Here is a 21,545-nt window from a genome sequence, read left to right as displayed (position 1 = left end):
GCCACGACCACCATTTGAACGCTGCGGCCCTAACGCGATTCAATAGCAGCATCCGTTTCCGCCAATCACGGGCGTTTGCCACGCTGCATCGACAGGCGTCCGTTATCGGCGAGTACATCGGCGCGTTCGTTGCCGGCAATGCCGGAATGGCCCTTGCACCAGGCGATGCTCACCAAGTGGTTGTGGGACAACAGACGATCGATGGCTTTCCAGAGTTCCGGATTGGCTATCGTTCGGTTCCGCAAATTCGCGTTCGCGCCTATTTTCTTCCAGCCGTTGTTCTTCCAGATATGCCGCCAGCTGTTGCAGCCTCTGACGACATAGATGGAATCGGACCAGATGACCGCCGGTTCACCGATGGCATTGCTGCCGATCCATATTGCGGCCTTGAGCAGGGCCATCAATTCCATAGAATTATTGGAGGAATCCTGAACACCGCCGAAGTCGGACGCGATTTCCACGACATCGCGGTAGGCGACAAATGCCCACCCCCCTTCTCCGGAGAGCGGTTCGTAACAACCGTCCGCGAAGAGATGAAGCCCGTGTTGGGTTTCCGCCATGCCGGTTGCATCGGCGGGGGAGCATAGCTTGCCGGGAATGTCGGCCATTTCGCCGTGTGGAGACTCAGCCGTCAGCACCTATTCGGCAGCGGCGAGAAACAACTGGTTTTGAGAGGACGCGGCAAGGGCGTGTACCCTGGCTTCCGCCTTGGCGATCAGCTGATAGAATTCGTCTTGCGCTTCAACATCCAGCTGAATGACTGCGTTCACATCATCCGGCGTATCGCAAACGCAGGCGACGACCGATATCGGACAGATGCCGCCGGGATAGCGCTTGCCGGTGCCGGTATAGGCGCGGCGACCCCATCGTTCGGAGTAGACCGTCTCCTCTCGGTCGATCTGCAAGATCGATCCTTTGCACGCGGTCACGATACCGGCCTTGCCGTAAGCGAACCAATGATAGTTCAACTTCCGCAGAATATATTTGCCAGTGATATCTTCGCCTGCCAGTTCGGCAGGGTCTTCAATCATTCTGATCATGACGGCTTCCTCAAGATGATTCTAATATCCATCATGTCGGTTTCCGCCACAAGTCGAAAAACGCAGCTTTTGTAACGACTTAGTCACAAAGTGTTTCCGATTCTTACAAGAATTCCCACTTTTTTGCGTCCACACGTTCACCGAAATGTCGAGCCGCGCCCGCACCTGGCGATAGGCATCCTCCGACAGGCAGATCGCACCTGGCAGCGCCACGCCTTCCAGCCGCGCGGCTATATTGACCCAATCGCCCGCCAGGTCGCCGTCGCTCTCTTCCACGACGTCGCCGATATGGACGCCGATTCGAAACTCGATGCGCCGATCTTCGGGCACGGCCATGCTGTTCTGTACCTCGATGGCGCAACGCACGGCATCGACGACGCGGAACTCGACGATGGCGCCATCGCCTGAACGTTTGACCCCGCGCCCGTTGTACATAGAGACAGTGGGTCGATCAGGTCGCTGCGCAGGGCTCTCAGCCGTGCCAGCGGCCGGTCCTCGTCAGCCTCGGCCATGCGGCTGAAGCCGACAACGTCGGCGGCGAGAATGGCTGCATGTTTGCGGGATTCCTCTGTGATGCGCGTACTCACAGCTCGTTTCGCGAAATCGTGAATTAGCGCGCACTTACATAACGCCGCAATTGAGCCAACTTCGGCTGCGTTCGAGATCAGCACACAGTCGCCGAGGGCCAACTGCGATGTATTGAAAGATTGAACCGCTCGCCGGGACAACCGTGCCCGTGTGGTGACGGAGCACGGGAGCCCGGAAGCGTCAGACGTTACTTGACCGAGAAATCGACGGCTTCCATCGGCTTGCCATCGACCGAGAAGACAACTTCGTAGTCTCCGACGGGCCAGCCGCTGTTCGGCCTGCTAAGCGCCGAATTGACGTGGTTGTCGATCATGTTGATATCGAGATCGACCTCGTCGATCTTGTAGTTCGCCGGAGCTGCGCCGCCTGTGTCGACGGCGATCCAGGATACGGTGACCTTGGAGCCCGATTTGACCTCGTCCGTCAGATCCGCCGAGACGAATATCTTTGCGGTCTCCGGCGAGAAGTTGGTTTCGGTTGTCTCGGCGTCCTCGGCTGCGGAGAGGATGATGTTGTCAAAGCCCGCCGACCACGCCGCAGAGGCGATCGCCATTACCGCGCCAAAAGTCAAAGTCCGAAGTGCATATTGAACGCAACGCATAGCCGAAGCCTTTCTTGTGAGGATCATCGGAGCCGTAGCAGCTTCCGTCTAAGAAAGGCTTAAGTCGGGGACTGCCCTGCCGGAAGGCATCGAGCGCGTTATGGCCACGGCGGCGGCAATACCGCTGCCGCCGCCGATCGCTATGGCAACCTCAATCAACCTCATACCGCGCCAGAAAATCCTCGGCGCTCAGGTTCCGGAAATCCTGCAGCGCGACCCGCAGGCCGTCGTGATCCCAGTCCCACCAGGCGAGCCTGTCCATGCGCTCTCCGATCTCCTTCGGAAACCGGTCGCGGATGAGCTTGGCGGGCACTCCGCCGACGATCGTGTACGGCGCGATATCCTTGGAAACCACAGCGCCTGCGCCGATCACGGCGCCGTTGCCGACGGAGACGCCGGGCAGGATCGTTGCGCCATGGCCGATCCAGACGTCATGGCCGATGACGACGCGGTTGGAACGGCGCCAGGCGAAAAAATCCGTTTCCATGTCGGCGTCCGGCCAGTAGTCGGCGGCGCGGTAGGTGAAGTGGTGCAGCGTCGCGCGCCAGGTCGGATGGTTTGTGGCGTTGATGCGCACCGAGGCTGCAATGTTGACAAACTTGCCGATCGTCGCGCACCAGATGGCGCCGTCCTGCATGACGTAAGAGTAGTCGCCGAACTCGACTTCGTCGATGCGGCAGCGTTCCGACACCTCCGTGAACGGGCCGAAACTGGCGTTTTTCACGAAGGCGGTTTCGTGGATATATGGCTTTTCGCCAAGCTGCCTGGTCATGCGGCGATCGCCTTGCGCGGCGAGAATGCCTGGACATCTAGGATGCGATCGGCAACCGCTTCGCGGACTGCCTCGTCGTGGAAGATGCCGAGAAGGGCGACGCCCGCCTTCTTCTTTTCCTCGATCATGCCGACGACGACCGCACGGTTCTTCGCGTCAAGGGAAGCGGTTGGCTCGTCGAGCAGCAGGATCGTGTGCTCGGTGATGAAGCCGCGGGCGATGTTTACGCGCTGCTGCTCGCCACCGGAAAAGGTCGCCGGGGGCAGTTGCCAAAGCGCTTCGGGGAGGTTCAGCTTAGCAAGCAACTCTGCCGCCCTTTCCCGCGCCACCTCGGCCTTTGCACCGCGCGCGACGAGCGGCTCGGCGACGACGTCGATTGCCGCGACGCGCGGGACCGTGCGCAGAAACTGGCTGACATAGCCCAGCGTCCGGCGTCGGACGTCGATCACCGTGCGCGGATCGGCCGTCGCAAGATCGACGATGCGCTCCTGATGCTTGACGAGGATCTGGCCGGTATCGACGGCATAGTTGCCGTATATCATCTTCAGGAGCGAGCTTTTGCCGATGCCCGAAGGACCGCCGAGGACGACGCATTCGCCTGACGCCACCGAGAAGGACACGTCGGACACGACAGGCAGCTTGATGCCGTCGCGCAGGTGCATGGTGAAGCTCTTGGCGACTTCGGAAACAACGAGAGGCGTTGCCATGATTTCTTTTCCTTAGTTTCGCGGACCGAGGTCCGGAAGCCGCTAGACGGCTTGCGGAGGGGAGGTGCGATCAGACCTGCAGGATCGAGGAGACGAGAAGCTGCGTATAGGGTTCGCGCGGGTCGTCAAGGACCCGGTCGGTCAGCCCATGTTCGATGACGTAGCCGTCCTTCATCACCATCATGCGATGCGAGAGCAGGCGCGCGACCGCAAGGTCATGGGTGACCACGATTGCGGCAAGGCCAAGATCGTTGACGAGACCGCGGACGAGATCGAGCAGGCGGGCCTGGACCGACACATCGAGGCCGCCGGTCGGCTCGTCCATAAACACCAGACGTGGCCCGGTCACCAGATTGCGGGCGATCTGCAGGCGCTGGCGCATGCCGCCGGAGAAGGCCCGCGGCTGGTCGTCGATGCGGTCCGCGTCGATTTCCACGCGTTCCAGCCAGTCGACGGCAGTCGAGCGGATATTGCCGTAGTGGCGGTCGCCGATCGCCATCAGGCGCTCACCGACATTGGCGCCGGCCGACACCGTCATGCGCAGACCGTCAGCAGGATTCTGGTGCACGAAACCCCAGTCAGTGCGCATGAGGAACCGGCGTTCCGCTTCGCTCATGCGGTAGAGATCGCGATAGGCGCCGTCGCGCATGTGATACTCGACGCTGCCGGTGGTCGGCATCAGCCGTGTCGAGATGCAGTTGAGCAACGTCGTCTTGCCGGAGCCGGATTCGCCGACGATGGCAAGCACTTCGCCCGGCCAGAGTTCGAAGGCGACGTTCCGGCAGCCGATGCGGTTGCCGTAGAATTTCGAGACGTCGTTGACTTTGAGAAGTGGCGTGTCGGTCATTGTAGTGTCTCCGCGGCGGCGTGTCCTCTTCTCTCCCACGGGGAGAAGATGCCCGGCAGGGCAGATAAGGGGGTGAGCGACTGATGGAGCGAACGGCCGGAGCGGGACGCGACGGACGCGTGTGCGGCGAAGGCCCCCTCATCCGACCCTCCGGACCACCTTCTCCCCGACGGGGAGAAGGGAGAGACAGAGGCGCGCATCATTCCGCCGCCTCCCGGCTCGGTGCCAGCATGTCGCCGGCATGCCCGTGGGCGCGGCGGTCCTCGCAATGGTCGGTATCGGAGCAGACGAACATGCGGCCGCCCTTGTCGTCGAGAACCACTTCGTCGAGGTAGACTTCCTCGGCGCAGCAGAGCGCGCAGGGCTTGCCGAAGCGCTGGATTTCGAAGGGGTAGTCTTCGAAATCGAGGCTTACGACCTCGGTGTAGGGTGGCACGGCATAGATGCGCTTTTCGCGGCCGGCGCCGAAGAGCTGCAGGGCATCCGACATGTGCATTTTCGGGTTGTCGAACTTCGGCGTCGGCGACGGGTCCATGACGTAGCGGCCGGCCACCTTGACCGGATAGGCGTAGGTCTTGGAGATGCGGCCGTTGTGGGCGATGTCCTCGTAGAGCTTCACATGCATGAGGCCGTATTCCTCAAGCGCATGCATCTTGCGGGTCTCGGTCTCGCGCGGCTCGAGGAAGCGTAGCGGCTCCGGGATCGGCACCTGGTAGACGAGCACCTGATTGGCCCCGAGTTTTTCCTCCGGGATGCGGTGGCGGGTCTGGATGATCGTCGCGTCCTTGGTATGCGTGGTGACCGCGACGTTGGCGACCTTCTGGAAGAAGGCGCGGATCGAGACGGCGTTGGTGGTGTCGTCGGCGCCCTGGTCGATAACCTTCAAGACATCGTCCGGGCCGATGATCGAGGCCGTGACCTGCACGCCGCCGGTGCCCCAGCCGTAAGGCATCGGCATTTCGCGCGAAGCGAAGGGAACCTGATAGCCGGGGATGGCGATCGCCTTCAGGATCGCGCGGCGGATCATCCGCTTGGTCTGCTCGTCCAGGTAGGCGAAGTTGTAGCTGGCAAGATCGGTCATTCGGCTGCCTCCTTGATGCTGTCGTCGCTGCCGCTGCGGACGGCTTCGAATTCGTTGCGCATGCGCCGGACGAGATCGAGTTCGGCCTGGAAGTCGACATAGTGCGGCAGCTTCAGGTGCTCGACGAAGCCGGTCGACTGGACGTTGTCGGCGTGCGAGATGACGAATTCCTCGTCCTGGGCCGGTGCCGTGATGTCTTCACCGAGTTCCTCGGCGCGCAGCGCACGGTCCACCAGCGACATCGACATGGCCTTGCGCTCGCTCTGGCCGAAGACCAGACCATAGCCGCGGGTGAACTGCGGCGGCGCCTTGGACGAGCCCTTGAACTGGTTGACCATCTGGCATTCCGTGACCTGGATGGCGCCGAGTGAGACGGCAAAGCCGAGTTCGGGAACATCGAACTCCACCTCGACCTCGCCGATGCGGATTTCGCCAGTGAAGGGGTGGTTGCGGCCGTAGCCGCGCTGGGTGGAATAGCCGAGCGCCAGGAGGAAGCCTTCGTCGCCGCGGGCAAGTGCCTGCAGGCGAAGGTCGCGGCTCATCGGGAATTCCATCGGCTCACGCGTCAGGTCGCCGATTTCGTGATCCTCCGGCATTTCGCCGTCGCCCTCGATCAGGCCTTCTTCGGCCAGAATCTCGGAGACGCGCATGACGCGGCCGCTTTCGGCGTCGCGCAGCGTCGGCTCGTCGACGGCTTCATCGGTCAGGAGCGTGGGGTCGAGCAGGCGGTGGGTATAGTCGAAGGTTGGGCCGAGTAGCTGGCCGCCAGGAAGATCCTTATAGGTGGCAGACACGCGGCGCTCGATCTTCATCTTCGATGTATCGACCGGCAGGGAATAGCCGAAGCGCGGTAGCGTCGTGCGGTAGGCGCGCAGCAGGAAGATCGCCTCGATCATGTCGCCGCGCGACTGGCGGACAGCAAGGGCCGCCAGCGTGCGGTCGTAGAGCGATGCTTCCGCCATGACGCGGTCGACGGCGAGCGCCAGCTGCGCGACAATCTGGTCGATGCCGATGGCGGGCAACGAGCGGTCGCCGCGGCGGCGGTCGGCCAGCAGGCGGTGGGCGTTGGCAATGGCGGCCTCGCCCCCTTTGACAGCAACATACATGGCTCACATCTCCGTTGCGGTGATTTTGGTGGTGCGCGGCAGGCAGAGGAACCGGCTGCCCGAGGTCAAGACGATGTCGATGCCGCGCGGGAAGAGCGCGCGGTTTTCCGTCCAGAGGCGCAGGAAGGAGTCCGGCAGGCCGAGGGGCGCCACGTCGGTGACGCTCTTGATGCCGGGCCCCATCAGCGCAAGCTTGCGGCCGCCTTCGAGATCGGAAAGTTCGATGACGAGCGTCGTGGAGCGATCGGGATACTCCTGGGTGCCCGATGCAAAGAGGCCGAAGGAGGAAAGCGAGGCGCCGCTTTCGACAACCGCAAAACGCGCTTCCGCCTTTTCCGATGTGACTGGCGCGCCAGTGTGGAAACCCAGCCATTGCGGAACGGCCGACTTGACAAGGCCCGCAGACAACCAGACCGGTGTGTCGTGGTCGCAAAGCGTCAACGCAATCGCGCCGGCAGCAATGCCGAGTGGAGCCGGCGGTGTGGCGTCCGGGGAGACGGTCTGGATGGTGCCCGGTCTGGCCATCGCATCCATCATCAGCTTGAAAACGCTCTGGGCGTGGAACACCGGCTGGGCAAAACCACCGGTCAGGGCTTCGGTCTTGAGGCTCATCAGTCGTCTCCGCGAACCATGGTGAAGAAATCGACGCGCGTTGCCGCCGTCTCGTCTGCCTTGCGGCGGTCGGCGCCGGCGATGCGGGCGGCGACCGGCGTCAGCAATACCTGCTCGATGAAGGGCTGCGTTTCGGCTTCCTGCCAGAGTGCATCGACGATTGCCGAGAGCCTGGCCTTTTCGCGATCCGTGCCGAGCGCCTGGGCATGGCCGACCGTGCCGGAAGCGAACCGAACCGTCGCGCGCGTCACCGTGATCTCACCGAGATTGAAAGGCGCACCGCCCCCGCCCATGCGACCGCGAACCATGACGAGCCCGGTTTCCGGGCCGCGCACCGGCTGGACGGCAGGCTTGTCGGCCAGCGCTTCCCAGGCCGCTTCCAACTCCTGCCGCTCTGCACGGGCCAGCAGGTCGGCAACGCGCTTGCGCCCGCTTTCGGCCCGTCCTTTTTCGTCTGCCGCTTGGTTCGTTTCCGTCGAGGTCATCGCCATATCCTTTAAATGTCTATTGATATAGACAACTATACAAGGTATGGTTACGCTTAAATGACCGACGTGACAAGCGTGTGACATCAAGGGGTAAAATGGCTGGGCAGGTGCAAAGACAGACAGGCGTCGCGCTCTGGCGCCAGATCGCCGACCGCATTCGGCAGGCGATCAGCGCAGGGGCCTATGACGGGACCGGCATGGTGCCGCCCGAGACGGTGCTGGCGCTGCAATTCGGCGTCAACCGCCATACGGTGCGTAGCGCTCTTGCCGCCCTCGCCCAGGAGGGTATCGTGCGCGCCGTGCAGGGCCGCGGAACGCTGATCGAGCGCAAGGAGCGCCTGAACTTCCCGATCACCAAGCGCACGCGATTTACAACAGGGATCGGCGAGCAAGCGCGCGAGATGCGCGGGCTGCTGCTTGCCTCTGGCGAGGATAGAGCCGATGCCGAAGTTGCCCGATGGCTGAAGCTGCGGCCGGGAGCGCCGGTCATCAGGATGGAAACCGTCCGCAAGGCCGACGGCCGCCCGGTTTCGTGCGCCACGACATGGTTTCCCGCCGAGCGCTTTGCCGGAATGCCTGCGGCCTACGAGAAGACGGAATCGATCACGCGGGCATTCGCCGAACTCGGCCTTTCCGACTACGTGCGCGCGACGACGGAGATCACGGCCACCCATGCCGATACCGGCGATATCGCAGCACTCGAACTGACGCCGGGCGCGATCGTTCTGATTACCAAGGCGATGAATACGGATCTGGACGGCGTGCCCGTACAGTATTCGATCAGCCGCTTCTCAGCGGACCGGGTGCAGTTCACGATCGAGAACTGACGGCTGTCAGGAGCACTGCGCCGGCGGTCATTGACGCGGTACTATACCAGAACGTCGAGCCCATGCTTTTCAACGACGGCCAGCAGCTTTAGTGCCATCCCGCTCGGCCGCTTGGCGCAGCTCTCCCATTTCTGCACCGTCGACTCGCTGGTGTTAAGGTAACGGGCGAAGACAGGCTGGCTCACGCGATTTCGCTCGCGTAGCGCCTTGATATCCCTGGGCTGGAATTCCGACGGCGCTCAAACATGCCTCATCGAAGCTGCGCAACGTCGCCTTGTCCACGGTGCCGACCTTGAAAAGGGCTTCCGCCGAGGAATGGACCGCCTCAAACGCACCAGACTTCTACTTACGGCGGGTCGTCATTGCATATCTCCTTGAAGTGGGCGTCCTGCAGCAATTGGCCTAGCTGCTCATCGCTCAAAACGGTGTAGACTTTTTCAAGCTGGCGAAAGGCGGCCGGTTCATCATCCCTGATGTTGTCTCGATCCTTCTTTGCGAACAGATATTCGAAGACCCATAACCGGCCGCTTTTCGCCAGGATGACAGAGCGATGATGATTGTCGTTGAGGCGCTTCTTAACAGATCGTCGGCCTGCCCAGATGCAAATGAGGAATGCGTGCCTCCGGGGTGCCCTGGCGAATCACGCCGTTTTGAACACGCGCTCAATCATCGCGCATAAGGTCGCACCGAGTCCTACCGATTTCGATCGGTCTCAAGACGTAAAGGCGCGGCCGTGAGGGCCGCGCCTTTCGATTCTATGCGCTACGGTCTCAATGCGCGCCGGACATGTCGCCGAGCACTTCCTTGGAAGCGACCGTGCTGTCGACGTTGAGCTTGTAGACCATGGGAACGCCGGTCGCGAGGTTGACGCCAAGGATCTGTTCCTTGGTCAGGCGGTCGAGCACCATCACCAGCGAGCGCAGCGAATTGCCGTGGGCGGCGACTAGAACCTTTTCGCCGCGCAGGACGCGCGGGAGGATTTCCGTCAGGTAGTACGGCCAGACGCGGGCGCCGGTATCGCGCAGGCTTTCGCCGCCCGGAGGCGGGACGTCATAGGAGCGGCGCCAGATGTGGACCTGCTCCTCGCCCCACTTGGCGCGCGCGTCGTCCTTGTTGAGGCCGGAGAGATCGCCGTAGTCGCGCTCGTTGAGCGCCTGGTCGCGGATCGTTTCAAGGCCGGGCTGTCCGACATTGTCGAGAATGATCTTCAGCGTGTCCTGGGCGCGCTTCAGGTCTGAGGTGAAGGCGATGTCGAACTTGATGCCGTAATCGGAAAGCGCCTTGCCGCCTGTATTGGCTTCCTGAACGCCGAGCTCGGTCAGCTCAGGGTCTTTCCAGCCGGTAAAAAGGTTCTTCAGGTTCCAGTCGCTCTGGCCGTGGCGAACGAGGACGAGGGTGCCGCTCATGAAAAATGCCTCCGAAAAAGATCAGTTTTGGGAAAGCCCGAGTACGTCGAGCATGGAATAAAGACCCGGCTTCCTGTCGCGGGCCCAAAGTGCCGCCTTGATTGCGCCGCGCGCGAAGATCGAGCGATCGCCGGCGCTGTGCGACATGGTGACCAGCTCGCCTTCACCGGCGAAGATGACGGAGTGCTCGCCGATAACGGAGCCGCCGCGCAGCGTGGCAAAACCGATGGTGCCGACCTCGCGGGGACCTGTATGGCCGTCGCGAACACGAACCGAGCTGGCGGCCAGATCGATACCGCGTCCCCTGGCAGCGGCCTCTCCCAGCAGCAGCGCGGTGCCGGAGGGCGCGTCGACCTTGCGCTTGTGATGCATCTCCAGAACTTCGATATCCCAATCTACGGGATCGAGTGCGCGGGCCGCCTGCTCGACGAGAACGCTGAGCAGGTTGACGCCGAGGCCCATATTGCCTGATTTGACGATGCGGGCGTGGCGGCCCGCGGCCGCGATCTTCGCCTCGTCCTCAGTCGAGCAACCTGTGGTGCCGATCACGTGCACGATGCGGGCCTGCGCTGCGAGCGCAGCAAATTCGTTCGTCGTCGCCGGCGTGGTGAAATCGAGGACGCCATCGGCATGCAGAAAGGCGGCCAGCGGATCGTCGCCGATGATGACGCCATTTGGACCAAGGCCTGCGATCTCGCCCGCATCCTTGCCGATGAATGCCGAGCCGGGGCGCGCCACCGCCGCATGCAGCGTGACGCCTTCCATGGAATGGAGGAGCCGTATGAGCGTCTGCCCCATGCGACCTGCTGCCCCAACCACCACCAGCTTCATCGCAGCATCGTCCATGTCAGGCTGTCGTCCCAATTGATCAGTGTGAATCCGAGGCAGCGGGCCTCTGAAGGTTGTTGAGGCGAGCGTAGAGTCCGTTACTGCGCTTCGCAAGCGCCTCGTGGTTGCCCTCCTCGACGACGCGACCCTGCTGCATGACGACGATCTTGTCGGCGCGGACCACAGTCGACAGCCGGTGCGCGATGACAACGACGGTGCGGCCGGTCATGGCTTCGTCGAGCGCCTTCTGAACGGCCGCTTCCGACTCCGTGTCGAGCGCCGATGTGGCTTCGTCGAGCAACAGGATCGGCGCATTGCGCACGAGCGCCCGGGCAATCGAGAGACGCTGGCGCTGACCGCCGGAGAGCGTCACGCCGTTTTCGCCGACGGGGGTGTCGTAGCCTCGGGGCTGGGCAAGGATAAAATCGTGTGCGTAGGCCAGGCGGGCGGCATCCTCAACCTCGGCATCCGTCGCGTCCGGCCGGCCATAGCGGATGTTGTCGCGGATGGAACCCTCGAACAGGTAAGGTTGCTGAGAGACGTAGGCCAGTTGCTCGCGGAGCGACTGCTTGGTGACGTGGGCTATGTCCTGGCCATCGATCAGGATATCGCCGGACGCCGGGTCATAGAAGCGGGGAATGAGATTGATGATCGTGGATTTTCCGGCGCCGGAAGGACCAACGAGAGCGGTTGTCCTGCCCCCTTCGGCCACGAAATTCACGCCGTTGAGAACCGCATCGCTGCCATAGGCAAAAGCGACGGTGCGAAACTCGATACGGGCCTTGGTCACGACGAGGGGCTTGGCGTCCGGCAAATCGCGCTGGCGCGGCTCCATGTCCAGGAGTTCGTAGATCATGCGGGCGTTGACGGCCGCCCGCTCCATCTGCACCTGCAACTTGGCAAGGCGGCGCGCCGGATCGTAGGCAAGAAGCAGTGCCGTCACGAAGGAGAAAAAGGCGCCCGGCGGCGCGTTGAAATAGATCGACCGATATGCCGCGTAGGCCAGCACGCTTGCGACCGCAAAGCCCGCGAAGGTTTCGGTCATCGGCGCATTGCGCTCCGACAGCTTGGCGATCTTGTTCCCACGCTCTTCCGCGGCGACGATGATCTTGTTGATTTTCTGCTCGAGCTGCCTCTCCATCGTGAAAGCCTTGACGATGGAAATGCCCTGGATGGTCTCCTGCATCGCGCCCAGCACGTGGCTGTTGAGATCGATGGCCTCTTTTGTTGCCTGACGCAGGCGCTTGGACAGATAGCGCAACGCCAGCAGCAAGGGCGGGGCGAGGATCAGCACCGCCAAACTGAGCAGCGGGTCCTGGTATACCATGACGCCGATCAGCGCCACGAAGGTCAGAAGGTCGCGCGCGGTCGACGTGATAGTCAGGTTCAGCACATCCCGGATGCCACCGACATTCTGGCTGACCTGTGCCGCGATCCGGGCGGAACGCGCTTCGTTGAAATAGCCGACCGACAGCGTCATCAGATGCACGTAGAGACGGCTCTGATAGCGGGCAACGATATTGTTGCCGATCTTGGACAATGCCACCGCCTGGCCATAGCTGGCAAAGCCACGCATGACGAACGCGATGAAGATCGCAAGACAGATGATCCAGACGACATCAGCACGCCGATTGGCGAAGGCTTCGTCGATAATCGAGCGCATGATCCAGGCGGTGAAGGCCGTCGATAGCGCCACGATCACGAGGCAGCCGATGGCAATAGCATATCCCCAGATGTGCTCGCGCCCATTTTCGGCAATGATGCGCTTCAGAACGGCGGTGACCGTACCGCTGTCAACAGGTCGCTGCTGGTTGTTGGATGAAGTCAAAAAAGCTTCCTGTCTCGGACCATGCGAACCGAAACGTCGGCTCGCGCTCGAGCGGCTCTATAAAGAGTTGACGCCCGTTTGGCTAGGGTCGGCTAACGTCGCCAGCGACGCCCGTCCGTCGAAACGCCGAAACTTTCCGGTTTGCGCGCGTAGGAGGAGAGGCCAGCCAGCGCCGCAAGCGGATGGGTGACGACGTAGGTAGGGATGGTCGCGAGCAAGGCAGAATGCGGCGCCTTGTCCTCGAATGCGGCCCGGAACTCCGGCTTTCTCAACGCCGGCAGAATCTTCTGCGAGATGCCGCCGGACAGGAAGACGCCGCCGCGAGCCATGAAAATCATCGCCATATCGCCGGCGACGCGGCCGAGATAGGTCGAAAACAGCGCGATCGTTTCGACGGCGACGGGGTCGGTTCCAGCAAGCGCGTGCGCGGTGATGTCAGCCGGGTCGGCATAGGTCGGCTCGCCACCGTCGGCGGCGCAGATTGCACGGTAGAGGTTGACGATACCGCGGCCGCAGAGGATCTGTTCCGCCGAAATCCGGCCCTCGATGGTTTCGACATGGGGAAAAATCTCAAGATCCCGCTTGGTGCGCGGCCCGAGATCGACGTGGCCGCCCTCGCCCGGCACAGGGATCCAGACGTTGCGCGCATGGATGAGGCCCCCGACGCCAAGACCGGTGCCGGGACCAAGGACGACGCGGGAAGCGACCATCTCACCTGACCCGTTGCCCAGGCGCTCCCTGTTTTCGCCGGAGAGGTCGGAGATCGCCAGCGCCTGCGCCTCGAAATCGTTGACGACGAGCACGTCTTCCAGTCCGAGCCCTTCGATCATCGTTTTCGGACGGACGACCCAATCGCAATTGGTCAGCGGGATTTGGTCGTCGCTGATCGGACCGGCGACGGCCAGAATCGCCGAGCGTGGCTTGATGACGCTCTTTTCGAGGATGGCGGCACGGATCGCGTCGTCGATGGTCTCGAAATCGGCGGTGCGGACGTTCGGAAAATTAATCTGTTCAGCGGCAGCGTCCGCGATGATCGCGAAGCGGGCATTGGTGCCGCCGATATCGCCGATCAGGATCGGATAGGGCAAGGAGGCTTCGCTGGTATCGAGCTGGTGCATGGCAGGTTCCGTTGGTGCGCCTTCAGCGCCGGTTATGCGTGAAGATTTCCGATAAGCTTGTCCGCAGTCGCTTCGTTGAGCGCCATTGGAATATCATAGACGATTGCCAGCCGCATCAGCGCCTTGACGTCCACGTCGTGCGGCATCGGCGTCAACGGGTCGACGAAGAAGATCAGGGCATCGACCTCGCCTGTCGCAATCAGCGCACCGATCTGCTGGTCGCCGCCGAGCGGGCCGCTCTTCAGCCGCGTCACGTCAAGGTCCGGTGCTGCGTCCAGAACGCGGCCGCCGGTCGTTCCTGTGGCAACGATCTTCCAGTTCACCGCCAGCGTCTCGCGGTTGCGGCGGGCGAATTCCGCCATGTCATCCTTCTTCTGGTCGTGTGCAATCAACGCAAGGCATTTGCCACTGGCCATAAAGGAGACCTCCGTCTGAAATTCAATCGATTTGACCGCTTCTATACGAAGAGCTTTGCCTTTTAAAGAGTGCTGTGCCCACGCTCATTGGACTGACGGCTTGTCATCGGGAACAGGGCCGGTGGCAGGCAGCGCACCGTCGGGAGCGACAGCAGGCTCCGCCGCCGGCGCGACTGTCAATGCTTCGGCCGCCGACGCGCCGCCATAGGTCGCGCCCCGCGCCGAACCGACCGACGGCGCAGCGAGAACCGCGGAGCAGGCATTCGGAAGATCCGATACCATCACCTCGCGCGGCTTGACCGGCTTTGTGCCGGGCTTGGGCGGTTTCGGGGCAGCCCAAGGCTCCTTGGTAAACCACCATGCCAGAGACTTGTCGCAGCCGTCACCGGCGGCAACGGGCGCCTGAGGCTTGCAGCCGGCCGCACCCGGCGGGCACTTCATGCGGATATGGAAATGCGAATCGTGACCATATTCGGGACGAAGCTTGCCCAGATTGGTGCGATCGCCGGTCCAGGTGTCGCACATCTTCTTCTTGATTGCCGGATTGACGAAGATCCGCTCGACCTGCGGGTAGCTTGCGGCGCGCATCAGGAGCCGCGCGTGCGCAGCGCTCCAGACGTCAGGATTGATGGTTAGGAACGCGTCCTTTTGCAGCATCGTCGTGAAAGGCATCGTCTCACGTTCCTCTGCGCTCATCCTGTGGGACGGCATAGGGGTGAGCCAGACGTCTGCGTCGAGGCCGATCTGGTGCGAGGCGTGGCCGTTGAACATCGGCCCGCCGCGCGGCTGCGCAATATCGCCGACGAGAAGACCGGGCCAGCCGTCATACTTTGCGGCATCGCGCGAGAGCCGCTCCAGCAGTCCGACCATCGCAGGATTGCCCCAGCGCCGATTGCGCGAAAGCCGCATGGCCTCCCAGGTCGGGCCGTCGGTCGGCAGGGCCACAGCGCCCGACATGCAGCCCTTGGCATAAAAACCGAAAGGCTGCGCCCCTCCCTGCGTCGGTAGCGCGACCGAACCGAAGATCGCCTTCGCGCTGCCCGGGCTCGGCTGTTTCTGTTGCGCGGCGACGTCGCCTGCGACGAGGCTTGCGCCCATCGCGCCGGCGAGTGCCAGCCTGCCTAGGCCGTGAAGAGCGTGAGAGATGCGGAGAACCATGCCATTTCCTGAACGTCTGCCGACTCTGGTCGGGTGATTTGCAGCTGAGCCTACCGTGAAAAGCAATTTTGGTGAATCGATGTTTTGGCCTTGGCCGACTGCGTGGCGAGATCCCCCCGGCGAAGTCGGTCGAGCGACCCAGGCCGCCGGCACAACGGTCACGATTCCGCGAGCCCTATAAAAACTGGCGGCTCACCTGTTTTTCGCCTGCTTTTCGCCTATTCTCGGCGAAGCGAACAACAATATGGGGCTGGCGAATGACGCGTGCGTGGTCGAAACTGGGTTGGGTTCTCTCTCTTGCCGGCGTTCTTGTTCTGCCCTTGCAGGCGTCGGCGCAGGAACAGAACTTCCGGATCGGCACGTCGACAATCGGCGAACTCAAATATCAGCCGGGCTTCAAGCATTTCGACTACGTCAATCCGGATGCGCCGAAGGGCGGGGATCTCAGGCTCTCGACGGCAGGAACTTACGACACCTTCAACCCGATCTTATCGAAAGGTCAGGCCGCCATCGGGCTGGCCTTGCCGTTCGAGACCCTTATGAAATCCGCCGATGACGAAGTCTTGTCGTCATACGGGCTTTTGGCCGAAGGAGTGTCCTTTCCTGCTGACGTATCAAACGCGACCTTCCGCCTCCGTGCCGATGCAAAATGGGCCGATGGCCAACCGGTAACGCCTGATGATGTGATCTTCAGCTTCGACAAGGCCAAAGAGCTCAATCCGCTTCTTTCGAACTACTACAAACATGTCGTGAAGGCCGAAAGGCTTGGTGATCGCGACGTGAAGTTCACCTTCGATGAAACAGCCAACAAGGAACTGCCAAACATTCTGGGGCAACTCGTCATCGTTCCCAAACATTGGTGGGAAGGGAAAGGCCCCGACGGAAAACCGCGCGATATCTCGAAGACGACCCTCGAGCCGGTCATGGGGTCTGGCCCATACAAGATCGCGGCTTTTTCTGCGGGCGCGACGATCCGCTACGAGTTGCGAGATGATTATTGGGGCAAGGACATCGGTGTGAATGTCGGCCAGAATAACTTTCGCAATATTTTCTATACGTATTTCGGCGACCGAGATGTCGAATTCGAAGCCTTCCGGGCAGGCAATATCGATTACTGGCAGGAAACGCAGGCGGCTCGCTGGGCAACGGGTTATGACTTCCCGGCCGTGAAGGATGGGCGTGTCAAGAAAGAAGATGTTCCCAACCCGTTGCGCTCGACCGGTATCCTGCAGGCGCTCGTTCCAAACATGCGTCGCGACACCTTCAAGGATGAGAGGGTGCGCGAAGCTTTGAACTATGCCTTCGATTTCGAGGAGCTGAACCGCACGGTCGCCTTCGGCAGCTACAAGCGCATCGACAGCTATTTCTGGAATACGCAACTTGCTTCCTCCGACCTTCCGCAGGGTCGGGAACTGGAGCTTCTGCAGGGCTTGAAGGATAAGGTCCCGCCAGAGATCTTCACGACGCCCTATACCAATCCGGTTGGCGGCGACCCGAAGAAGAGTCGCGACAACCTTCGCAAGGCGATCGCGCTGTTGAAGGATGCCGGCTGGGATATCAAGGGCAACCGCATGGTGAACACCAAAACCGGCCAGCCCATGAGTTTCGAAATTTTGCTGTCGAGCCCCATACTGGAGCGCTGGGCCGTACCCTATGCCAACAATCTGAAGAAGATCGGCATTGATGCCCGGGTGCGGACCGTGGATGCTTCGCAATATACAAACCGGGCACGCAGCTTCGACTACGACATGATCTGGAATGTCTGGGCCGAGACGATGAATCCGGGCAATGAGCAGGCGGATTACTGGGGTTCGGGCTCGGTCGATCAGCGGGGTTCCCGCAACTATGCGGGGATCGCCAATCCGGCCATCGATGCACTGGTTCGCATGATCATTTTCGCGCAGAACCGCGATGAGCAGGTGGCGGCGATCAAGGCGATGGACCGCGTGCTGCTCGCCAACCACTATGTCATCCCGCTTTTCTACCGGGATACCTATTCGATTGCCTATTGGGACAACCTTAGCCATCCCGCGCAGTATCCCGACTTTTCTATCGGTTTCCCGGAAAGCTGGTGGTCGAAGGACGCTAAATAGCGGACTTGCGTTGGCCCGGCGGCTAGGGTCCAAATGGCCCATTCGAATCACCATGGATAAGCCGGGACAACCGGCGAAAGGCTACGGATTGAAGACTTCTGATAGGACGCGCATCCTGGCGAAATTCGAGACCTGGAAGGCCGCGCGCTGATGGGAACCTATATCCTTCGCCGCCTGCTTTTGATGATCCCGACGATCGTCGGCATCATGGCCATATCCTTCACCGTCATCCAGTTTGCTCCGGGCGGCCCCGTCGAGCAGGTGATCGCGCAGTTGACCGGCGACGCGCAGGGGGCGGATTCGCGCATTTCCGGCGGTGGCGGCGACCTGATGGGCGGGAGCGGCCTTGATGAAGGCGGCTCGAAATACCGCGGCGCGCAGGGCCTCGATCCGGAGCTGATCGCCAAGCTCGAGAAGCAGTTCGGCTTCGACAAGCCGCCGCTGACGCGCTTCGGCGAGATGATGTGGAACTACATCCGCTTCGATTTCGGCGAGAGCTTCTTCCGCAACACGTCCGTGCTCGACCTGATCAAGGACAAGCTGCCGGTTTCGGCCTCGCTCGGCGTCTGGATCATGATCTTTTCCTACGGCATCTCGATCCCGCTCGGCATCCGCAAGGCCGTCAAGGACGGCTCGACCTTCGACGTCTGGACCTCGGGCGTGATCATCATCGGCTATGCGGTGCCGAGTTTCCTGTTCGGCATCCTGCTGATCGTACTTTTCGCCGGCGGCTCGTTCTACGACTGGTTTCCACTGCGCGGCCTCGTCTCGGACAATTTCGACCAGCTTGCCTGGTGGCAGAAGCCGCTCGACTATTTCTGGCATCTGGCACTGCCTTTGATCTCGCTGTCGCTCGCCGCCTTCGCGACGACGACGCTGCTGACCAAGAACTCGTTCATCGAAGAGATCAAGAAACAGTATGTCGTGACTGCCCGCGCCAAAGGTCTGAACGAACGGCAGGTGCTTTACGGCCACGTCTTCCGCAACGCCATGCTGATCATCATCGCCGGCTTCCCCGGCGCCTTCATCTCCGCCTTCTTCACCGGTTCGCTCCTGATCGAGAATATCTTCTCGCTCGATGGGCTCGGGCGCCTCGGCTACCTCTCGGTGGTCAACCGCGACTATCCGATCGTCTTTGCAACGCTCTACATCTTCTCGCTGCTCGGCCTGTTCGTCAGCCTCGTCTCCGACCTGATCTACACCTGGATCGATCCGCGTATCGACTTCGAGCGGAGGGACGTCTGATGGACACCGCCGCCAATCCCGTGACCGCGACGCCGGTCAAGCCGCCGCGCAAGGGGCTGCTGTCGCCGACCAACGTCCGCCGATGGAAGAACTTCAAGGCGAACCGCCGCGGCTACTGGTCGCTCTGGCTGTTTCTCGTACTGTTCGTGCTCAGCCTGTTTGCCGAATTCATCGCCAACGACCGGCCGATCGTCGCCTCCTACAAGGGCGAGATCCTGTTTCCGGTACTGGTCAACTATCCCGAGGAGAAATTCGGCGGGTTCCTGGCTGAAACCGATTACCGCTCCGACGTCATATCGGGCGAGATCAACGCGAACGGCTGGATGATCTGGCCGCCGATCCGCTACTCCTACCGCTCGGTCAACTCCAACATCCCGCATTCGGCACCGACCGCCCCCTTCTGGATGATGAGCAAGGAGGAGCGCTGCTCCGGCTATCCGCAGGGCGTCAACGATCCGGGCTGCAGCCTGAGCAACCTCAACTGGCTCGGCACCGACGACCAGGCGCGCGACGTGCTTGCGCGCGTCATCTACGGCTTCCGCATCTCGGTGCTGTTCGGCCTGGTGCTGACGATCTGCTCCGCGGTCGTTGGCGTGGGAGCCGGTGCGATACAAGGCTATTTCGGCGGCTGGACCGACCTGCTCCTGCAGCGCTTCATCGAGATCTGGTCGTCGATGCCGGTGCTCTACATCCTGCTGATCATCGCCGCCATCCTGCCGCCCGGCTTCTTCGTGCTGCTGGGCATCATGCTGCTGTTTTCCTGGGTCGGCTTCGTTGGCATCGTGCGCGCCGAATTCCTGCGCGCGCGAAATTTCGAGTATGTGCGCGCCGCCCGCGCGCTCGGCGTCAACAACCGCACCATCATGTGGCGCCACCTGTTGCCGAACGCCATGGTGGCGACCCTCACCTTCTTGCCCTTCATCCTGTCGGGTTCGATCACGACGCTGACCTCACTCGACTTCCTTGGCTTCGGCATGCCACCCGGCTCGCCTTCCCTGGGCGAAATGATTGCCCAGGGGAAGTCCAACCTGCAGGCGCCGTGGCTCGGCCTGACCGCCTTCTTCGCCATGTCGATCATGCTCTCGCTTCTGATCTTCATCGGCGAGGCCGTGCGTGACGCATTCGATCCAAGGAAGACGTTTCAATGAGCGATACCGGTGAAACCCTGCTGTCCGTCCGCGATCTCTCGGTTGCCTTTCACCAAGGCGGGGAAACATCGCTGGCCGTCGATCGGATTTCCTTCGACATCCACAAGGGGGAAGTGGTGGCGCTGGTGGGCGAGTCCGGATCGGGCAAGTCGGTCTCCGCCAACTCGATCCTTCGTCTCCTCCCCTACCCCTCGGCGAGCCACCCCTCCGGAGCAATCGTCTTCAAGGGCAAGGACCTCCTGAAGGCATCGGACAAGGCGTTGCGCGAGGTGCGCGGCAACGACATCACGATGATCTTCCAGGAACCGATGACGTCGCTCAACCCGCTCCACAGCATCGAAAAGCAGATCGCGGAGATCCTGGCGCTGCATCAGGGCCTGACCGGCCAGGCGGCGCGCACGCGCGTGCTGGAACTGCTGAACCAGGTCGGCATCCGCGAACCGGAGAAACGCCTTAAGGCTTACCCGCACGAGCTCTCCGGCGGGCAGCGGCAGCGCGTGATGATCGCGATGGCGCTCGCCAACCGCCCGGAGCTGCTGATCGCCGACGAGCCGACGACGGCTCTCGACGTGACGGTGCAGGCACAGATCCTCGAGCTGCTGCGGCAGCTGAAGGGGCAGCACGGCATGTCCATGCTGTTCATAACCCACGACCTCGGGATCGTGCGAAAGTTCGCCGACCGGGTGTGCGTGATGACCAAGGGCAAGATCGTCGAGACCGGCACGGTCGACGAGGTCTTCGCCAATCCGAAGCACGAATACACGCGGCACCTCCTCGCCTCCGAGCCGCGTGGGGAGCCGCCGCTTTCCGACACAACGAAGCCGATCGTCATGCAGGGGTCCGACATCCGCGTGTGGTTCCCCATCAAGGCGGGGCTGATGCGCAGGGTTGTCGACCATGTGAAGGCCGTGGACGGGATCGACCTGTCGCTGCGCTCGGGACACACACTCGGCGTGGTCGGCGAATCCGGCTCCGGCAAGACGACGCTCGGTCTTGCATTGACACGGCTGATCTCGTCGCGCGGGCGGATCAGCTTCGTCGGCAAGGATATAGCCGACTATTCGTTTACCGAGATGCGGCCGTTGCGCAACCAGCTGCAGGTGGTGTTCCAGGATCCCTACGGCTCGCTCAGCCCGCGCATGTCGGTTGGCGACATCATCGCCGAAGGGCTGAAGGTTCACGAGCGGTCGCTGTCCTACGAGGAACGCGACCGGCGCGTCTGCTGGGCCCTGGAGGAGGTCGGCCTCGACCCGACGACACGGTGGCGGTATCCGCACGAGTTTTCCGGCGGCCAGCGCCAGCGCATTGCGATTGCGCGCGCCATGGTGTTGAAGCCGCGTTTCGTGATGCTCGACGAACCGACCTCAGCGCTGGACATGAGCGTGCAGGCGCAAGTGGTCGATCTGCTGCGCGACCTGCAGAAGAAGCACGATCTCGCCTATCTCTTCATCAGCCACGACCTCAAGGTGGTGAAGGCGCTGGCCAACGACGTCATTGTCATGCGCTTCGGCAAGGTGGTCGAACAGGGCGCGTCATCGGAGATCTTTCGCGCGCCGAAGGACGACTACACCAAGGCGCTGATGGCTGCCGCCTTCAACATAGAGGCCGTGCCGACGCCGGCTGTGCAACAATAAAG

Annotated in this window: 22 protein-coding genes and 2 pseudogenes; 5 read left to right on the top strand and 19 right to left on the bottom strand. The window is 62.0% G+C overall.

What is annotated here, in order from left to right; translation table 11 throughout:
- Positions 1–65: 65 nt before the first annotated feature.
- The 11 genes and pseudogenes from AC1DMK_RS13330 to phnG form a co-directional block, all read right to left on the bottom strand.
- Positions 66–608, bottom strand: coding sequence for a ribonuclease H family protein (locus AC1DMK_RS13330; protein ID WP_477859680.1), 543 nt, complete (start codon positions 606–608; stop codon positions 66–68).
- A gap of 30 nt (positions 609–638) precedes the next feature.
- Entirely contained in the window at positions 639–1,040 is a 402-nt protein-coding gene (locus AC1DMK_RS13325; RefSeq protein ID WP_477859586.1) for a hypothetical protein, read from the bottom strand.
- Between the two features lie 135 nt (positions 1,041–1,175).
- Positions 1,176–1,552: pseudogene (locus tag AC1DMK_RS13320) on the bottom strand (adenylate/guanylate cyclase domain-containing protein); the annotation flags it as partial.
- A gap of 263 nt (positions 1,553–1,815) precedes the next feature.
- Positions 1,816–2,181 (bottom strand): hypothetical protein, encoded by a 366-nt coding sequence (locus AC1DMK_RS13315; RefSeq protein WP_477859584.1) that lies wholly within the window; start codon positions 2,179–2,181, stop codon positions 1,816–1,818.
- Between the two features lie 199 nt (positions 2,182–2,380).
- A complete protein-coding gene (locus AC1DMK_RS13310; RefSeq protein ID WP_477859583.1) occupies positions 2,381–3,001 on the bottom strand; it encodes a DapH/DapD/GlmU-related protein in 621 nt (206 codons plus the stop codon).
- Positions 2,998–3,708: a phosphonate C-P lyase system protein PhnL gene (gene phnL / locus AC1DMK_RS13305; RefSeq protein ID WP_477859581.1), complete on the bottom strand. Its 711-nt coding sequence runs from the start codon at positions 3,706–3,708 to the stop codon at positions 2,998–3,000. Before phnL ends, AC1DMK_RS13310 begins: the two co-directional genes overlap by 4 nt.
- A 70-nt stretch (positions 3,709–3,778) precedes the next feature.
- Positions 3,779–4,555, bottom strand: a complete 777-nt coding sequence (phnK, locus tag AC1DMK_RS13300; protein WP_477859579.1) for a phosphonate C-P lyase system protein PhnK — start codon at positions 4,553–4,555, stop codon at positions 3,779–3,781.
- 199 nt (positions 4,556–4,754) lie between these two features.
- Positions 4,755–5,636, bottom strand: coding sequence for an alpha-D-ribose 1-methylphosphonate 5-phosphate C-P-lyase PhnJ (locus AC1DMK_RS13295; RefSeq protein WP_477859577.1), 882 nt, complete (start codon positions 5,634–5,636; stop codon positions 4,755–4,757).
- Positions 5,633–6,742, bottom strand: coding sequence for a carbon-phosphorus lyase complex subunit (locus AC1DMK_RS13290; RefSeq protein ID WP_477859575.1), 1,110 nt, complete (start codon positions 6,740–6,742; stop codon positions 5,633–5,635). Before AC1DMK_RS13290 ends, AC1DMK_RS13295 begins: the two co-directional genes overlap by 4 nt.
- Positions 6,743–6,745: 3 nt before the next feature.
- Entirely contained in the window at positions 6,746–7,354 is a 609-nt protein-coding gene (gene phnH / locus AC1DMK_RS13285) for a phosphonate C-P lyase system protein PhnH (protein WP_477859573.1), read from the bottom strand.
- On the bottom strand, positions 7,354–7,839 hold the full coding sequence (phnG, locus tag AC1DMK_RS13280; RefSeq protein ID WP_477859571.1) for a phosphonate C-P lyase system protein PhnG: 486 nt from the start codon (positions 7,837–7,839) through the stop codon (positions 7,354–7,356). Before phnG ends, phnH begins: the two co-directional genes overlap by 1 nt.
- 98 nt (positions 7,840–7,937) lie before the next feature.
- Here phnG and phnF point away from each other — a divergent pair, with 98 nt between their 5' ends.
- A complete protein-coding gene (gene phnF, locus AC1DMK_RS13275; RefSeq protein WP_037062733.1) occupies positions 7,938–8,669 on the top strand; it encodes a phosphonate metabolism transcriptional regulator PhnF in 732 nt (243 codons plus the stop codon).
- A 41-nt stretch (positions 8,670–8,710) separates the two neighbouring features.
- On the opposite strand, the pseudogene AC1DMK_RS13270 reads toward phnF, so the two are convergent.
- From AC1DMK_RS13270 to mepA, 8 genes and pseudogenes are all read right to left on the bottom strand, one after another.
- Positions 8,711–9,032: pseudogene (locus AC1DMK_RS13270) on the bottom strand (helix-turn-helix domain-containing protein).
- Entirely contained in the window at positions 9,016–9,270 is a 255-nt protein-coding gene (locus AC1DMK_RS13265) for a type II toxin-antitoxin system RelE/ParE family toxin (protein WP_477859678.1), read from the bottom strand. Before AC1DMK_RS13265 ends, AC1DMK_RS13270 begins: the two are co-directional and overlap by 17 nt.
- Positions 9,271–9,439: 169 nt before the next feature.
- Positions 9,440–10,075: a 2,3-bisphosphoglycerate-dependent phosphoglycerate mutase gene (locus tag AC1DMK_RS13260; RefSeq protein ID WP_037062735.1), complete on the bottom strand. Its 636-nt coding sequence runs from the start codon at positions 10,073–10,075 to the stop codon at positions 9,440–9,442.
- 21 nt (positions 10,076–10,096) lie between these two features.
- Positions 10,097–10,921 (bottom strand): 4-hydroxy-tetrahydrodipicolinate reductase, encoded by an 825-nt coding sequence (gene dapB / locus AC1DMK_RS13255; RefSeq protein WP_037062738.1) that lies wholly within the window; start codon positions 10,919–10,921, stop codon positions 10,097–10,099.
- A 22-nt stretch (positions 10,922–10,943) separates the two neighbouring features.
- Positions 10,944–12,731 (bottom strand): ABC transporter ATP-binding protein, encoded by a 1,788-nt coding sequence (locus AC1DMK_RS13250; RefSeq protein ID WP_477859568.1) that lies wholly within the window; start codon positions 12,729–12,731, stop codon positions 10,944–10,946.
- A 92-nt stretch (positions 12,732–12,823) separates the two neighbouring features.
- Positions 12,824–13,849 carry a glucokinase gene (locus tag AC1DMK_RS13245; protein ID WP_477859566.1) on the bottom strand — a complete coding sequence of 342 codons (1,026 nt, stop codon included), beginning with the start codon at positions 13,847–13,849 and terminating at the stop codon, positions 12,824–12,826.
- 32 nt (positions 13,850–13,881) lie between these two features.
- On the bottom strand, positions 13,882–14,265 hold the full coding sequence (locus AC1DMK_RS13240; protein WP_037062743.1) for a methylglyoxal synthase: 384 nt from the start codon (positions 14,263–14,265) through the stop codon (positions 13,882–13,884).
- 84 nt (positions 14,266–14,349) lie between these two features.
- A complete protein-coding gene (gene mepA, locus AC1DMK_RS13235) occupies positions 14,350–15,423 on the bottom strand; it encodes a penicillin-insensitive murein endopeptidase (protein WP_477859564.1) in 1,074 nt (357 codons plus the stop codon).
- 257 nt (positions 15,424–15,680) lie between these two features.
- Between mepA and AC1DMK_RS13230 the strand changes: the two genes are divergently transcribed.
- From AC1DMK_RS13230 to AC1DMK_RS13215, 4 genes are all read left to right on the top strand, one after another.
- Positions 15,681–17,516, top strand: a complete 1,836-nt coding sequence (locus AC1DMK_RS13230) for an extracellular solute-binding protein (RefSeq protein ID WP_477859562.1) — start codon at positions 15,681–15,683, stop codon at positions 17,514–17,516.
- A gap of 150 nt (positions 17,517–17,666) precedes the next feature.
- On the top strand, positions 17,667–18,761 hold the full coding sequence (locus tag AC1DMK_RS13225; protein ID WP_037062755.1) for a microcin C ABC transporter permease YejB: 1,095 nt from the start codon (positions 17,667–17,669) through the stop codon (positions 18,759–18,761).
- Entirely contained in the window at positions 18,761–19,909 is a 1,149-nt protein-coding gene (locus AC1DMK_RS13220) for an ABC transporter permease (RefSeq protein ID WP_477859560.1), read from the top strand. Before AC1DMK_RS13225 ends, AC1DMK_RS13220 begins: the two co-directional genes overlap by 1 nt.
- Complete coding sequence (locus tag AC1DMK_RS13215) at positions 19,906–21,543, top strand: ABC transporter ATP-binding protein (protein ID WP_477859558.1); 1,638 nt, start codon at positions 19,906–19,908, stop codon at positions 21,541–21,543. The genes AC1DMK_RS13220 and AC1DMK_RS13215 overlap by 4 nt, the downstream gene beginning before the upstream one ends.
- Positions 21,544–21,545: the final 2 nt, after the last annotated feature.

The sequence above is a fragment of the Rhizobium sp. 05L419 genome, assembly GCF_056397845.1.
This window is presented reverse-complemented; position numbering and strand designations above follow the sequence as displayed.

What these genes read in the sequence shown, in the direction of transcription:
- AC1DMK_RS13330 (WP_477859680.1), bottom strand. Translation starts at nt 608, where the DNA reads ATGGCCGACATTCCCGGCAAGCTATGCTCCCCCGCCGATGCAACCGGC.
- AC1DMK_RS13325 (WP_477859586.1), bottom strand. Translation starts at nt 1,040, where the DNA reads ATGATCAGAATGATTGAAGACCCTGCCGAACTGGCAGGCGAAGATATC.
- AC1DMK_RS13315 (WP_477859584.1), bottom strand. Translation starts at nt 2,181, where the DNA reads ATGGCGATCGCCTCTGCGGCGTGGTCGGCGGGCTTTGACAACATCATC.
- AC1DMK_RS13310 (WP_477859583.1), bottom strand. Translation starts at nt 3,001, where the DNA reads ATGACCAGGCAGCTTGGCGAAAAGCCATATATCCACGAAACCGCCTTC.
- phnL (WP_477859581.1), bottom strand. Translation starts at nt 3,708, where the DNA reads ATGGCAACGCCTCTCGTTGTTTCCGAAGTCGCCAAGAGCTTCACCATG.
- phnK (WP_477859579.1), bottom strand. Translation starts at nt 4,555, where the DNA reads ATGACCGACACGCCACTTCTCAAAGTCAACGACGTCTCGAAATTCTAC.
- AC1DMK_RS13295 (WP_477859577.1), bottom strand. Translation starts at nt 5,636, where the DNA reads ATGACCGATCTTGCCAGCTACAACTTCGCCTACCTGGACGAGCAGACC.
- AC1DMK_RS13290 (WP_477859575.1), bottom strand. Translation starts at nt 6,742, where the DNA reads ATGTATGTTGCTGTCAAAGGGGGCGAGGCCGCCATTGCCAACGCCCAC.
- phnH (WP_477859573.1), bottom strand. Translation starts at nt 7,354, where the DNA reads ATGAGCCTCAAGACCGAAGCCCTGACCGGTGGTTTTGCCCAGCCGGTG.
- phnG (WP_477859571.1), bottom strand. Translation starts at nt 7,839, where the DNA reads ATGACCTCGACGGAAACGAACCAAGCGGCAGACGAAAAAGGACGGGCC.
- phnF (WP_037062733.1), top strand. Translation starts at nt 7,938, where the DNA reads ATGGCTGGGCAGGTGCAAAGACAGACAGGCGTCGCGCTCTGGCGCCAG.
- AC1DMK_RS13260 (WP_037062735.1), bottom strand. Translation starts at nt 10,075, where the DNA reads ATGAGCGGCACCCTCGTCCTCGTTCGCCACGGCCAGAGCGACTGGAAC.
- dapB (WP_037062738.1), bottom strand. Translation starts at nt 10,921, where the DNA reads ATGGACGATGCTGCGATGAAGCTGGTGGTGGTTGGGGCAGCAGGTCGC.
- AC1DMK_RS13245 (WP_477859566.1), bottom strand. Translation starts at nt 13,849, where the DNA reads ATGCACCAGCTCGATACCAGCGAAGCCTCCTTGCCCTATCCGATCCTG.
- AC1DMK_RS13240 (WP_037062743.1), bottom strand. Translation starts at nt 14,265, where the DNA reads ATGGCCAGTGGCAAATGCCTTGCGTTGATTGCACACGACCAGAAGAAG.
- mepA (WP_477859564.1), bottom strand. Translation starts at nt 15,423, where the DNA reads ATGGTTCTCCGCATCTCTCACGCTCTTCACGGCCTAGGCAGGCTGGCA.
- AC1DMK_RS13230 (WP_477859562.1), top strand. Translation starts at nt 15,681, where the DNA reads ATGACGCGTGCGTGGTCGAAACTGGGTTGGGTTCTCTCTCTTGCCGGC.
- AC1DMK_RS13225 (WP_037062755.1), top strand. Translation starts at nt 17,667, where the DNA reads ATGGGAACCTATATCCTTCGCCGCCTGCTTTTGATGATCCCGACGATC.
- AC1DMK_RS13220 (WP_477859560.1), top strand. Translation starts at nt 18,761, where the DNA reads ATGGACACCGCCGCCAATCCCGTGACCGCGACGCCGGTCAAGCCGCCG.
- AC1DMK_RS13215 (WP_477859558.1), top strand. Translation starts at nt 19,906, where the DNA reads ATGAGCGATACCGGTGAAACCCTGCTGTCCGTCCGCGATCTCTCGGTT.